At 73.4% G+C, this 13879-nt stretch carries 11 protein-coding genes; 4 read left to right on the top strand and 7 right to left on the bottom strand.

From position 1 onward, the window contains the following. Positions 1-60: 60 nt before the first annotated feature. From CFP65_RS37275 to CFP65_RS37305, 7 genes are read right to left on the bottom strand one after another with little or no spacing between them, the layout of a single operon-like run. Entirely contained in the window at positions 61-702 is a 642-nt protein-coding gene (locus CFP65_RS37275) for a lactate utilization protein C (protein ID WP_104820316.1), read from the bottom strand. Beyond that, the gene (locus CFP65_RS37280) at positions 699-2144 is read right to left on the bottom strand and encodes a LutB/LldF family L-lactate oxidation iron-sulfur protein (protein ID WP_104820317.1); all 1446 of its coding nucleotides are present in this window, start codon (positions 2142-2144) and stop codon (positions 699-701) included. The genes CFP65_RS37275 and CFP65_RS37280 overlap by 4 nt, the downstream gene beginning before the upstream one ends. Next, entirely contained in the window at positions 2141-2881 is a 741-nt protein-coding gene (locus tag CFP65_RS37285; RefSeq protein ID WP_104820318.1) for a (Fe-S)-binding protein, read from the bottom strand. The genes CFP65_RS37280 and CFP65_RS37285 overlap by 4 nt, the downstream gene beginning before the upstream one ends. Then, on the bottom strand, positions 2881-3873 hold the full coding sequence (locus CFP65_RS37290) for an aldo/keto reductase (RefSeq protein WP_104820319.1): 993 nt from the start codon (positions 3871-3873) through the stop codon (positions 2881-2883). The genes CFP65_RS37285 and CFP65_RS37290 overlap by 1 nt, the downstream gene beginning before the upstream one ends. Beyond that, positions 3870-4649, bottom strand: coding sequence for an SDR family NAD(P)-dependent oxidoreductase (locus CFP65_RS37295; protein ID WP_104820320.1), 780 nt, complete (start codon positions 4647-4649; stop codon positions 3870-3872). Before CFP65_RS37295 ends, CFP65_RS37290 begins: the two co-directional genes overlap by 4 nt. Next, on the bottom strand, positions 4646-5980 hold the full coding sequence (locus CFP65_RS37300) for an L-fuconate dehydratase (protein WP_104820321.1): 1335 nt from the start codon (positions 5978-5980) through the stop codon (positions 4646-4648). Before CFP65_RS37300 ends, CFP65_RS37295 begins: the two co-directional genes overlap by 4 nt. Before the next feature lie 11 nt (positions 5981-5991). Beyond that, positions 5992-6843 (bottom strand): fumarylacetoacetate hydrolase family protein, encoded by an 852-nt coding sequence (locus CFP65_RS37305; RefSeq protein ID WP_104820322.1) that lies wholly within the window; start codon positions 6841-6843, stop codon positions 5992-5994. A 290-nt stretch (positions 6844-7133) separates the two neighbouring features. Here CFP65_RS37305 and CFP65_RS37310 point away from each other — a divergent pair, with 290 nt between their 5' ends. The 4 genes from CFP65_RS37310 (at position 7134) to CFP65_RS37325 (ending at position 13877) form a co-directional block, all read left to right on the top strand. Next, entirely contained in the window at positions 7134-8177 is a 1044-nt protein-coding gene (locus CFP65_RS37310) for a sugar ABC transporter substrate-binding protein (RefSeq protein ID WP_104821404.1), read from the top strand. A 110-nt stretch (positions 8178-8287) separates the two neighbouring features. Then, the gene (locus CFP65_RS37315) at positions 8288-9946 is read left to right on the top strand and encodes a sugar ABC transporter ATP-binding protein (protein WP_104820323.1); all 1659 of its coding nucleotides are present in this window, start codon (positions 8288-8290) and stop codon (positions 9944-9946) included. Next, on the top strand, positions 9930-10958 hold the full coding sequence (locus CFP65_RS37320) for an ABC transporter permease (RefSeq protein WP_104820324.1): 1029 nt from the start codon (positions 9930-9932) through the stop codon (positions 10956-10958). Before CFP65_RS37315 ends, CFP65_RS37320 begins: the two co-directional genes overlap by 17 nt. Positions 10959-11045: 87 nt before the next feature. Next, entirely contained in the window at positions 11046-13877 is a 2832-nt protein-coding gene (locus CFP65_RS37325) for a glycoside hydrolase N-terminal domain-containing protein (protein WP_217368228.1), read from the top strand. The last annotated feature ends 2 nt before the right edge of the window (positions 13878-13879 follow it).

Consider the following 13879-nt stretch of genomic DNA (forward strand, 5'->3'; position numbering starts at 1 on the left):
GCCGTAGGCCCTGGTGGCGGTGGTGCGCGTCGGCGATCGGGCGGGGAGGGGGCGGAGCGGTCACGGCTGCTCCGGGGTGACGAGGACGACGTCCAGGGTGCGCGGGCCGTGGACGCCCTCGACGCGGTCGAGCTCGATGTCGCTGGTGGCGGAGGGGCCGGAGACGAAGGTGAGCGGGCGGGCGGGGTCGAGGCGGGCGAGGGCGTCGGGGAGGTCTTCGGCGATCTGCTCGGACCGGATCACGCACAGGTGGTAGTCCGGGACGAGGGTCAGCGCGCGGCGGCCCTGACCCGGGCCGGTGTCCAGGACAATGGTGCCGGTGACGGCGATGCCGACGGCCGCGAGGGTGATCGTGCCGTCCAGGCCGTCCAGGGCGGCGGTGTCCAGCGGTTCGGGGTGCCACTCCCAGGGGCCGGCCGGGAGGAGTTCGAGGGGGAAGCCGGCGGGCAGCGCGAGCCGCTCGGCGCCGCGGGCGGTGAGGCGGGCGGCGATCGTGGCGGGCAGGCCGGCGGGGTCGGTGCGGGTGACGGTGGCGCGGTAGTCGGCGACCCGTTCGGAGAAGACGGCGGTCCGGTCCTCGGCGGGGGCCAGGTGCGAGCGGCGGTACGCGCGGGGGACCGGTACGTCCTCGGGGGTCTCGTCGGCGGGCACGTCGGCCAGGGCCGAGCGGATGCGGGCCAGGATCGCCTCGCGGCTGCTCATCGGTCGTCCTCCTTGTTCTTGCGCCACCAGCTGCGGAAGGACTCGGCGGGCGGCGCGGGGGTGTCGCGGGTGTCGGACCAGCCGGCCGCCGGGCCCGGGAGCCGGCCGATCCTGCCCTTGCGGGCCAGGGCCTTGCCGCCGAGCGCGGCGGCCTTCTGGGCGGCGGCGAACAGGTGCGGGGAGTCGAGCACCTTGCCGGCGGCCTTCAACGCCAGGGCCTCGGCCGTCCGGCCGCCCTGGGCCTCGACCACCTCGGCCCGCAGGTGGGTTAGCACCCGGGGGATGTCGATCTTCACCGGGCAGGCCTCGTAACAGGCGCCGCAGAGGGTGGAGGCGAAGGGCAGCGAGGCGGCGTGCTCGGGGCCGACCAGCTGCGGGGTGAGGACGGCGCCGATCGGGCCCGGGTAGACCGAGCCGTACGCGTGGCCACCGGTGCGCTCGTACACCGGGCAGACGTTCAGGCAGGCCGAGCAGCGGATGCAGGCCAGCACCTGGCGGCCGACCCGGTCGGCCAGGGTGTCGGTGCGGCCGTTGTCGAGCAGCACGAGGTGGAAGGCGGACGGGCCGTCGCCCTCGGTGGTGCCGGTGAAGGTGGAGGTGTAGGGGTTCATCCGCTCGCCGGTGGAGGAGCGGGGGAGGAGTTGGAGGAAGACCTCCAGCTCGGACCAGCTGGGCAGCACCTTCTCGATGCCCATCACGGTGATCAGGGTCTCGGGCAGCGTCAGGCACATCCGGCCGTTGCCCTCGGATTCGACGATCACCACCGTGCCGGTGTCGGCGCAGGCGAAGTTGGCGCCCGAGACGGCCACCTTGGCGGTGAGGAACTTCTCCCGAAGGTGTCGCCGGGCAGCCTCGGCGAGTTCGCGCGGCGCGTCGGTCAGGCCCTCCGGGGCCGGGCGGCCCCAGTGGGCCATCTCGGCGGCGAAGAGGTCGCGGATCTCGGTGCGGTTCTTGTGGATGGCCGGCACCAGGATGTGCGAGGGGCGGTCGTCACCGAGCTGGACGATCAGCTCGGCCAGGTCGGTCTCGTAGGCGGTGATGCCGTGTACGGCGAGGTGCTCGTTGAGGCCGATCTCCTGGGTGGCCATGGACTTGATCTTCACCACCTCGGTCTCGCCGGTGGCGCGGACCAGCTCCGTGACGATCCGGTTGGCCTCGCCGGCGTCGGCGGCCCAGTGCACCGTGCCGCCCGCCGCCGTGACCGACTCCTCCAACTGGAGCAGGTAGCGGTCGAGATGGCGGGCGGTGCGCTTCTTGATCGCGGCGGCGGCGTCCCGGAGCGCCTCCCAGTCGTCGAGCTCGGCGGCCACCGCCAGCCGCTTGTCGCGGATCGTGGTGGTGGCGCGCTTGAGGTTGGCGCGCAGCTGGGGGTCGGCCAGCGCCTGCTTCGCCGCCACCGGGAAGGACGGGGCACCGAGCCAGACCACGCCGCGCCCGTTCATCGGGCACCTCCCTCGGTGGCGGCGAGGATCTCGGCCAGGTGCATGGTCCGCACCGGGCTGCCCTGGCGGGAGAGGCCGCCGCCGATGTGCAGCAGGCAGGAGTTGTCGGCGGCGCAGAGCACCTCGGCGCCGCTCGCCCGGACGGCGGCGGCCTTGTCGGCCAGCATGGCGGCGGAGGTGTCGGCGTTCTTGACCGCGAAGGTGCCGCCGAAGCCGCAGCAGGAGTCGGCGGCGGGCATGTCGACCAGCTCCAGGCCGGCCACCGCGCGCAGCAGCCGTTCGGGCCGGTCGCCCAGGTGCAGGCCGCGGAGCGAGTGGCAGGTGGGGTGGTAGGCCACGGTGTGCGGGAAGGAGGCGCCGACCTTGGTGACGCCCAGCACCTCGGTCAGGAATTCGGTGAACTCGTGCACCCGGGGCACGAGTTCGGCGACCCGGCGCTGGAGGTCGGCCGTGCCGTGGTCGGCGGCGAGCAGCGGGTGGCCCTCCCGCACCATCCCGGCGCAGGAGGCGGAGGGGGTGACCACGGCCTCGTAGCCGGCGAAGGCCCGGGTGAACCGGTCGACCAGCGGGAGGGCCTCGGGCCGGTAGCCGGTGTTGAAGTGCAGTTGCCCGCAGCAGGTCTGCTCCATCGGGAAGTCGACGGTGTGGCCGAGGCGTTCGAGGACCTCGACCACGGCCTTGCCGGTACCGGGGAACATCGTGTCATTGAAACAGGTGATGAACAGGGCGACCCGCATCAGTCGGCCTCCTTCGGAGTGGGGACCTGATCGGGGAGCAACTTACGCTCCTTCAGGTCGGCCCACAGTGCGTCGGGGACGGGTAGGTCGATCATGTCACCCGCGTCGGCGGCCTCCGCCGGGCTGCGGGCGCCGACCAGCACGGCGGCCACCGCCGGGTGGCCGAACGGGAAGCGGAGCGCGGCCGCGCGCAGCGGCACGCCGTGCGCTGCGCAGACCCGCTGCAACTCCCGTGCACGAGCGAGGAGTTCGGCGGGAGCGGTGGTGTAGTCGAAGGTGGCCTCGGGGCGGGGGTCGGCGAGCAGGCCGGAGTTGAAGACCCCGCCGATCACCACGGAGACACCCCGCTCGGCCGCCAGTGGCAGCAGTTCGGCCAGCCCGCGCTGGTCGAGCAGGCTGTAGCGGCCGGCCAGCAGGACCACGTCCAGGTCGGTCTCCCGGACGAACCGGGCCGGCAGTTCGGCCTGGTTCATGCCGATCCCGATCGCCCCGAGCACGCCCTCCGCCCGCAGCCGCTCCAGTGCGGGGTAGGCGGCGGTGAGGGCCTGCTCGGCGTGGTCGTCCGGGTCGTGCAGGTAGGCGAGGTCGATCCGGTCCAGGCCGAGCCGCTCCAGGCTGGCCTCGATCGAGCGGAGCACGCCGTCGGCGGAGAAGTCCCAGCGCCGCCGGTGGGTGGCCGGGACGGCGAAGCCGTCGGCCAGGTCGTCGCCCCGCACCCGGGGGAGCGGTTCGAGCAGGCGGCCGACCTTGGTGGAGAGCACGTACTCCGCCCGGGGCAGCTCGCGGAGGGCGGCCCCGAGCCGCCGCTCGGAGAGGCCCAGGCCGTAGTGCGGGGCGGTGTCGAAGTGCCGGACGCCCGCCGCCCAGGCGGCGTGCACCGTCTGGGCGGCCCGGGTGTCGTCGACCGGGGTGAAGAGGTTGCCGAGCGGGGCGGCGCCGAGGGCGAGCGGACCGACCCGTACCGTGCTGCGCCCCAGCCGGCGGGTGGTCACGAGGCGCCGGCCGGACGGAGACGGAGGCCGGCCATGCCGCCGTCCACGGCGAGGGCGGTGCCGGTGACGCTCGCGGCGGCGGGGGAGGCGAGGTAGGCGATCGCGGCGGCCACCTCCTCGGCGGTGACCAGCCGGCCGGTGGGCTGGCGGGCGTTCAACGCGGCGCGCTCGGCCGCCGGGTCCTCGGCCGCGTCGAGCAGTCGGCCGACCCACGGGGTGTCCACCGTACCGGGGTTGACGCAGTTGACCCGGATGCCCTCGCGGACGTGGTCGGCGGCCATGGCCAGGGTGAGGGCGAGCAGCGCGCCCTTGCTCGCCGAGTAGAGGGCGCGCTGGGGCAGGCCGGTGGTGGCGGCGATCGAGCAGGTGTTGACGATCGCCGCGGTTCGCCCCGGACGGGACAGCACGGAGCGCCGCAGGTGGGGCAGGGCGGCGCGGGTGGCGCGGACGGTGCCCAGGAGGTTGACGTCCAGCACGGCGTGCCACTGGGCGTCGGGGTTGTCCTCGACCGTGCCGGTGGCGCCGATGCCGGCGTTGTTGACCAGGATGTCAAGGCCGCCGAGGGCCTCGGCGGCGGCCGTCACGGCCGCGCGGACGGCGGCGTCATCGGTGAGGTCGACGGTGAACCCCCTGATGGGGGCGGGCACTTGGGGAGCGAGGTCGAGCACGGCGACCCGGGCGCCGCGCTCGGCGAGCAGCAGGGCGGTGGCCAGGCCGATGCCGGAGGCGCCGCCGGTGACCAGGGCGGTGCGGCCGTCGAACTCCCTGCCGGTCATGCGGGCTGCTCCGTCCTGGCCAGGTCGGCTGCCCAGAAGGAGCCGTCGGGGTAACGGTACGTGTCGATGGTGGACCGGTGGATCTCGGCGGAGAAGCCGGGCCGGGTGGGCGCCCGGTAGTGGCCGGCCTCGACCACCACGGGGTCGAGGAAGTGCTCGTGCAGGTGGTCGACGTACTCGATCATCCGGTCCTCGGTGGAGCCGGAGAGCGCGAGGAAGTCGAACATCGAGAGGTGCTGGACGAGTTCGCAGAGACCGACCCCGCCGGCGTGCGGGCAGACGGGCACGCCGAACTTGGCGGCCAGCAGCAGGACGGCGAGGTTCTCGTTGACCCCGCCGACCCGGGCGGCGTCCAGCTGGAGGATGTCGATGGCCCCGGCCTGGAGCAGCTGCTTGAAGACGATGCGGTTCTGCACGTGCTCGCCGGTGGCCACCTTGACCGGGCCCACGCCGGCCCGGATGGCGGCGTGGCCAAGGACGTCGTCCGGGCTGGTGGGCTCCTCGATCCAGTACGGGTCGAACTCGGCCAGCGCGTTGGTCCACTCGATCGCCTGGGCCACGTCCCAGCGCTGGTTGGCGTCCACCGCCAGCCGGATGCCCGGCCCGACGGCCGCCCGGGCGGCCCGGCAGCGGCGGAGGTCGTCCGCCAGGTCGGCGCCGACCTTGAGCTTGATCTGGGTGAAGCCGTCGGCCACGGCCTGCACGGCCAGGCGGGTGAGCTTCTCGTCCGAGTAGCCGAGCCAGCCGGGGGAGGTGGTGTACGCGGGGTAGCCCCGGCGCAGCAGCTCGGCCGTGCGCTGCTCGGCCCCCCGTCTGCCCCGGGTGAGCAGGGCCAGCGCCTCCTCCGGGGTGAGCGCGTCGCTGAGGTAGCGGAAGTCGATCTGGGAGACCAGCCAGGCCGGATCGGCCTCGGCGAGCAGCTGCCAGAGCGGCCGGCCCGCGCGCTTGGCGGCCAGGTCCCAGACGGCGTTGACCACGGCGCCGACGGCCATGTGCAGCACGCCCTTCTCCGGGCCCAGCCAGCGCAGTTGGCTGTCGCCGATCAGGTCGCGGTAGAGCGAGCCCGGGTCGGCGCAGAGCCCGGCGACGGAGCGGCCGACCACGTGGGCGCGCAGGGTGTCGATCGCGGCGACCTGCACCTCGTTGCCACGACCGATGGTGAAGGTGAAGCCGTGGCCCTCGGGCCCGTCGTCCGAGGTGCGGAGCACCAGGTAGGCGGCGGAGTAGTCGGGGGAGGGGTTCATCGCGTCGGACCCGTCCAGCTCCCGCGAGGTGGGGAAGCGAAGGTCGTGGGTCTCGACGGCGGTGATCCGCGCGGTGGTTGCGGACAACTCGATGCCTTTCACGCGTCGACGAAGGTCTGGCGCTGGGTGCCGAGGCCGTCGACGGACAGCTCCACGGTGTCGCCCGCGCGCAGGTACGGGGTGCCGGGCAGGCCGAGGGCCACCCCGGCCGGGGTGCCGGTGTTGATCACGTCGCCGGGGTTGAGCACCATGTACGCGCTCAGGTAGCGGACGAGGTGGGTGACCTCGAAGAGCATGTTCGAGGTGGTGCCGTCCTGGCGCTTCTCGCCGTTGACGGACAGGCGCAGGCCGAGCCGCTGCGGGTCGCCGGCCTCCTCGGGGGTGACCAGCCAGGGGCCGAGCGGGTTGAAGGTCTCGCAGGACTTGCCGAGGTCCCACTGCGCCGAGTACTCCAGCTGGAACTCGCGCTCGGAGACGTCGTGGCTGATCGTGTAGCCGGCGATGCAGGCCAGCGCCTCCGCCTCCGTCTCCAGGTAGCGGGCCCGACGGCCGATCACCACGGCGAGTTCGACCTCCCAGTCGGTCTTCACCGAGCCCCGGGGGATCAGCACCTGGTCGTACGGGCCGACCACGGTGGCGGGGTCCTTGAGGAACACCACCGGCCGCTCCGGCACGGCGGCGCCGGTCTCGGCGGCGTGGTCGCGGTAGTTGAGGCCGATGCAGACGATCTTGCCCGGCCGGGCGATCGGCGGGCCGATCCGGTCCTGCGCCGCTTCCAGGCGAGGGAGGCGGCCCTCGGCGAGGGCGCGGCGGACGCGGTCGAGCCCGCCGGAGGCCAGGAACGGGCCGTCGATGTCGGGGGTGAGGGCGGTGAGGTCGTAGCTGGTCCCGTCCGCCGCGAGGAGGGCTGGTGTCTCCGCTCCGGGGGCTCCGATGCGCAGCAGCTTCACGTCTGGACTCCAGGTGCTCCGGGGCCGGACAGCTCACGGCCCTGCCTACTCATCGGATGAATCCGCGGTGGGCCGACCATACGAGCGGGGGTGGGCGGTCCGCAAGTATTCATCGGATGTCTGCGGCGATCGGATGCGTGATGGTGCGCGGAGATGGTGATCAGGGATCATCTCTGCGCGCATATGACGAGTGATCGAATGAAGTCATCCGAGGTTTCCTCTTGTGGGTGGGCCAGCCGACTCGTATGGTCCTGCCGGGCACCCCCAACCCACTCGAGGAGAGCCGCACCATGACGTCCCGCACCCCGAGAATCCTGGCCGCAGCCCTGGTGGTCGTCCTGGCGGGCGCCGCCACGGCCTGCAACCGCGGCAGCGGTGCGAGCGCCGCCGCCGGCGGCAAGCCCGCGATCGGCATCGACCTGCCCCGGGCGGACTCCGACTTCTGGAACTCCTACGCCCAGTACGTGAAGCAGCAGACGGCCACCCAGGGCCTGCACACCCTCCCGGTGAGCAACTCGCAGAACGACGTGACCAAGCTGGTGGCCAACGTCCAGGTCTTCCAGAACACCGGGGCCAAGGCCGTGGTGATAGCCCCGCAGGACACCGGCGCCATCGCCTCCACCCTCGACCAGCTCGCCGCCAAGAAGATCCCGGTGGTCACCGTGGACACCCGCCCCGACAAGGGCAGCGTCTTCATGGTGGTACGCGCCGACAACAAGGCGTACGGCACCAAGGCCTGCGAGTTCCTCGGCAGGCGGCTGGGCGGCAAGGGCAAGGTGGCCGAGCTGCAGGGCGCGCTGAGCTCGATCAACGGCCGCGACCGCTCCGAGGCCTTCGCCGCCTGCATGAAGGCGGAGTACCCCGGCATCGAGGTGATCGAGCTGGCCACGGACTGGAAGGGCGACGTGGCCTCCGCCAAGCTCCAGTCCACGCTGGCCGCCGCCCCCGACCTCGGCGGCGTCTACCTGCAGGCCGGCGGGGTCTTCCTCCAGCCCACCCTGGCCCTGCTCCAGCAGAAGGGCCTGCTCAAGCCGGCCGGGCAGCCCGGGCACATCGCGATCGTCTCCAACGACGGCATCCCGCAGGAGTTCGACGCGATCCGCAAGGGCGAGATCGACGCCACCGTCTCCCAGCCCGCCGACCTCTACGCCAAGTACGCCCTCTTCTACGCCGAGGCCGCCGCCGAGGGCAGGACCTTCCAGCCCGGCCCCACCGACCACGGTTCGACCGTCATCCAGCTCCCCAACGGCCTGGAGGACCAGCTCCCCGCGCCCCTGGTCACCAGGGAGAACGTGGACGACACGACCCTCTGGGGCAACAGCGTCGGCCACTAGGGCCCGTCTTCAAACCCCCGCCTGCGGGGCGCCGCCTCCGGGCGGACGACGGGGGCTTGAAGACGGGCCCTATGGCCCCTCGACCATCCAGCCGAAACGGAGGACCCGCCATGGCGGACCCCAGCCCCCTCGTCGAGGCCGAGGGGATCAGCAAGCGCTTCGGCGCCACCGTCGCCCTCAACGACGCCCGCATCTCGGTGGCCCCGGGCGAGTCGCACGCCCTGGTGGGGCGCAACGGCGCGGGCAAGTCCACCCTCGTCTCGATCCTCACCGGGCTGCAGCAGCCCGACACCGGCACCCTGCGCTTCGGCGGCGAGCCGGCCCCCGCCCCCGGCGACACCGCGGCCTGGCGAGCCCGGGTCGCCTGCGTCTACCAGCGCTCCACCGTCATCCCCGCCCTCAGCGTCGCCGAGAACCTGTTTTTGAACAGGCACAGCCTCGACCGCCAGAGCACCGGCCCGCTGCGCCCGATCGGCTGGAAGCAGCTGCGCCGCCGGGCCGGCGAGCTGCTCGCCGAGTACGGGGTGGAGGTCGACCCGGGGGCCCGGGCGGAGCGCCTGACGGTCGAACAGCGCCAGTTCGTGGAGATCGCCCGGGCGCTCTCCTTCGGGGCCCGGTTCATCATCCTGGACGAGCCCACCGCCAAGCTGGACGCCCGGGGCATCGGGCGGCTCTTCGACCGGCTGCGCGAGCTCCAACGGCAAGGCGTGGCCTTCCTCTTCATCTCGCACCACCTCCAGGAGGTCTACGAGCTCTGCGCCACCGTGACGGTCTACCGGGACGCCCGGCACGTGGTCACCGCACCGGTCGCCGAGCTCGACCAGCAGGCCCTGGTGGAGGCGATGACCGGGGAGGGCTCGGCCGGGCCCGCCCGGGCCGTGGCCGGCCGGGCCCCCGCCCGGGGCGCCGAGCTGCTGGCGGTGAGTGGGCTCGGCCTCGCCGGGGCCTTCACCGACTGCTCGCTCACCGCCCGGGCCGGCGAGGTGGTGGGCCTCGCCGGTTCGGCGGCCAGCGGCAACGTCCGGCTCGGCGAGACCCTGGCCGGGCTGCACCGGCCGCAGACCGGCACGGTCACCGTCGCCGGGCAGCCCGTCCGCACCGGCCGGGTGCCCGCGGCGCTGGCCGCCGGGATCGGGTTCGTGCCCGAGGACCGGCACCTCCAGGGCCTGGTCCCGCAGCGCAGCGTGGCCGAGAACGCCACCCTGACCGCCACCGACCAGCTCGGCCCGCTCGGGGTCGTGCTGCCCGCACGCACCAGGGCCTTCGCCCAGCGGATGATCACCGGGCTGGACATCAAGACCCCCGCGCCGAGCACCCCGGTCTCCGCGCTCTCCGGCGGCAACCAGCAGAAGGTGGTCATCGCCCGCGCACTGGCCACCGAGCCGCACGTGCTGGTCGCCATCCGTCCCACCAACGGCGTGGACGTCAAGTCCAAGGAGGCCCTGCTCGGCACCGTCCGCCAGGTCGCGGACGCCGGGCGTAGCGCGCTGATCGTCTCCGACGAGCTGGACGACCTGCGGGTCTGCGACCGGGTGCTGGCGATGTGCCACGGCCGGGTGGTCGCCGAGTTCGAAGCCGGCTGGAGCGACGAACAGCTGGTCGCGGCCATGGAGGGCATGGCCACCGGTACGCAGGGCCAGGCCGCCGTCATGGAGGGCAAGGCCACCGGTACGCAGGGCAAGGCCACCGGCACACACGGCCCGGTCTCGGCGGTTGCGGGCCCGACCGGCTCCACCGACACGAAGGAATCCGATGTCTCCCACCACTGAGCTGCGCGCCCCCGCGCCGCCGGCCCTCGCCGTGCCCGGCCGCCGCTTCGACCCGGCCCGCTACCGGGACCTGTCGCTGCTGCCCGTCCTGCTCGTCCTCGGGGTGATCGGCTTCGCCGTCTCGCCCGCCTTCCTCACCGCCGACAACCTGCTCGGCGTCGCCCAACAGGCCACCGAGCTCAGCCTGTTGGTGCTGGCGGAGGCGCTGATCCTGATCGCCGGCCGGATGGACCTCTCGCTGGAGTCCACCATCGGCGTCGCCCCCGTGCTCGCCGTCTGGCTGGTGCTGCCCGAGCACGGCGCCCGCTTCAACGGCCTCGGCCTGCTGCCCGGTTGGACGGCCGTGCCGCTCTGCCTGGCGATCGGCGCGCTGATCGGCGCCGTGAACGGCTTCCTGATCCTCAAGCTGCGCCTCAACGGCTTCATCGTCACCCTCGGCGCGCTGACCCTGCTGCGCGGGCTCCAAGTCGCCGTCTCCCAGGGGCAGTCGATCGTCAACCTGCCCACCTCCTTCACCTACCTCGGCCGCAGCAGCTGGCTCGGCGCACCGGCGGCGATCTGGATCTGCGCCCTGCTCTTCCTGGCCGGCGGCTCGGCGCTCGCCTGGCTGCGCCACGGCCGGGCGCTGTACGCGATCGGCGGCAACGCCGAGGCGGCCCGGGCAGCCGGGATCCGGGTGGACCGGATCACCTGGGCGGTGCTGGTGCTCGGCGGCCTGCTCGCCGCCTTCGCCGGGGTGCTCTACACCGGCCACTACGGCTCCATCTCGGCCGACCAGGGCAACGGCTGGATCTTCCAGGTGTTCGCCGCCACCGTGATCGGCGGCGTCAGCCTGAACGGTGGCCGGGGCACCCTGTTCGGCGCGCTGACCGGGGTGCTGACCCTCCAACTGGTGGTCAACGTGATGACCCTGGCCGGAGTGCCGCCGCTCTGGAACCAGTTCCTCAACGGCGCGATCATCATCCTCGCGCTGATCGTCTCCCGCTTCGCCTCCGGCGAGAAGCAGGAGTAGTACCCGGCCGTCCCGTACCCGCCCCGGCCATCCCGTACCCGCCCCGGCCGTCGAACCGGTCGGGGTGCCCCCCACGAAGGGACCCCCGTGAGCCACCTCCCCACCCCCGCCGGAGACGGCGCCTCGCGCCGCAGCGTCCTGGGCGCCGCGCTGTCGTTCGGCGCCGCGCTGGCCGCCTCCAGCCTCCCCGAGTTCACCCCGCGCGCCGAGGCCGTCGCCCGGCCGGCGCTCGCGTTGGTGCCCGAGGCCCAGGCGGTGGCGCTCTGGTACACCGCCCCCGGCACCGAGCCGGTCATCCTGCAGCAGGGCCTGCCGGTCGGCAACGGCCGCCTCGGCGCCCTGACCACCGGCGACCCGTCCCACGAGGCCCTCTACCTGGCCGACGCCACCCTGTGGACCGGCGGGCCGAACACCACCCTGGACTCCGGCGGCCAATTCCCCTACACCAGCAACGACTTCGGCACCTTCGGGCTGCTCGCCAAGGTCTACCTCGACCTGCCCGCCCACACCGCCGCGGCGATCAGCGGCTACCGGCGCAGCCTCGACCTGTCCAACGGCCTGGCCGTCACCAGCTACCAGGCGGGCGGGGCGAGTTACCGGCGCGAGGTGTTCGCCAGCCACCCGGACGACCTGCTGGTGATCAGGCTCAGCCAGACCGGCGGCGGCACCTTCACCGGCAGCCTCACCCTGACCGGCACCCGGGGCGAGACCGTCACGGCGGACGCGGCAAGTGCCTCGGTCTCCTTCTCTGCGGCCCTGGCCAACGGGCTGGCGTACGCCACCGTGCTCAAGGCCGTCGGCACCGGCGGCTCGGTCTCCGCCTCCTCCGCCGCCGGCGGCAAGGTGACCTTCAGCGGCTGCACCGAGGTGCTGCTGCTGATCAGCGGCGGCACCACGTACTCGGCCACGGCCACCGGGTACCAGGACCGCACCCGCGACCCGTTGGCCGTCGCGCGGGCCAGGGCCGGCTCGGCCGCCGCCGTGGCCGGCACCGCGCTGCTGGCCACCCACACCGCCGACCACCAGCGCCTCCAGCAGGCCATGACCGTCAACCTGGGTACCTCCACCGCCGCGCAGCGGGCGATGGACACCGCCTCCCGGCTGGCCGCCCGGGCCGTGGCCGGCGCCGCGCCCGACCCCGAACTGGAGGCCTGCTACCTGCAGTTCGGCCGGTACCTGACCATCGCCGGGTCACGCGGCAGCCTGCCCACCAACCTCCAGGGGCTCTGGCTCGACACCAACTCCCCCGACTGGATGGGCGATTACCACACCGACATCAACCTCCAGATGAACTACTGGCTGCCCGACCGGGCCGGCCTCGGCGAGTGCTTCACCGCCTTCGCCGACTACTGCGTCAGCCAGTACCCGGGCTGGCGGGACGCCACCCAGCGGCTCTTCCAGGACCCCCGCAACGGCTACCGCAACACATCCGGCACGGTGGCGGGTTGGACGGTGGGCATCTCCACCAACGTCTGGGGCGGCAGCGGTTGGGACTGGCACCCGGCCGGCAGCGCCTGGCTCTGCCGCTCCCTCTACGAGCACTACGAGTTCACCCAGGACGCGGCCTACCTGGCCCGGATCTACCCACTGCTCAAGGGGGCCTGCGAGTTCTGGCAGGCCCGGCTGGTCACCGTCACCGACCCCGCCACCGGCAGCCAGGTGCTGGTGGACGACCACGACTGGTCGCCCGAGCAGGGGCCGGGCGACGCCCGGGGCATCACCTACGCGCAGGAGCTGGTCCGGCAGCTCTTCCAGGACTACCGGGCCGCCGCGAGCACCCTCGGGCTCGACGCCGCCTTCGCCGCCACCGTGGCCGACCTGCAGGGCCGGCTCTACCTGCCGCGGGTCAGCGCCACCACCGGCTGGCTGGAGGAGTGGATGACGGACGCCAACCTCGGCGACACCACCCACCGCCACCTCTCCCCGCTGATCGGCCTCTTCCCCGGCGACCGCCTCGACCCCGACACCACGCCCACCGACCTGCTGGTCGGCGCCACCAAGCTGCTGACCGCGCGCGGGATGCAGAGCTTCGGCTGGGCCTGCGCCTGGCGGGCGCTCTGCTGGGCCCGGCTGCACAACGCCGACAAGGCGTACCAGCTGGTCACCACCGTGATGAAGCCCTCGGTCGACTTCAGTAACGGCACCGGGATCAACATGTTCGACATGTACGGCTTCGGCTCCCGGTCGACCTTCCAGATCGACGCCAACTACGGCACGCCGGCGGCGATGATCGAGATGCTGGTGCACTCCCGGCCCGGGCTGGTCGAGCTGCTGCCCGCCCTGCCCACCGCCTGGGCGGCGAGCGGCTCGGTCACGGGGGCCGGCGTGCGGGGCGGCTTCACCGTGGACTTCGCCTGGAGCGGCGGCCAGGTGACCAGCCTGACCCTGCACAGCATCGGCGGCACCGCCACCACCGTCCGGGTGGGCGCCTGGAGCCAGGGCGTCACGCTGGCCGCCGGCGGGTCCGTCACCCTCACCCCCGACCCGGTGGCCCTGCCCTCGGTGGTCCAGTTCGTCAACCGGCGCAGCGGCAAGGCGATCGACGACCCCGGCGCCTCGGCCGCCACCGGCACCGCCATGATCCAGTGGACGCCCTCGCAGGCGGCCAACCAGACGTGGCTGGCAGCGCCGATCGGCGGCGGTGCCTGGCAGTTCACCAACGGCTCCTCCCACTTGGCGCTGGACGTCCAGGGCGGCGGCACGGCGGGCGGCACCCCGATCATCCAGTGGACCCCGACCCAGGGCACCAACCAGCAGTGGCGCCTGGCCGACGCCGGGGGCGGCTACGTGACGATCGTCAGCGTCCGCAGCGGGCTGGTGCTCGGCGTCACCGGCGACTCCACCGCCGACGCGGCCGGGATCGAGCAGCAGGCCGACACCGGGAGCAGCAGCCAGCAGTGGCAGCTCCGCCGGGCCTGACG

Origin of the sequence: Kitasatospora sp. MMS16-BH015 (assembly GCF_002943525.1) — a bacterium.
In the GTDB taxonomy this organism is placed as follows: domain Bacteria; phylum Actinomycetota; class Actinomycetes; order Streptomycetales; family Streptomycetaceae; genus Kitasatospora.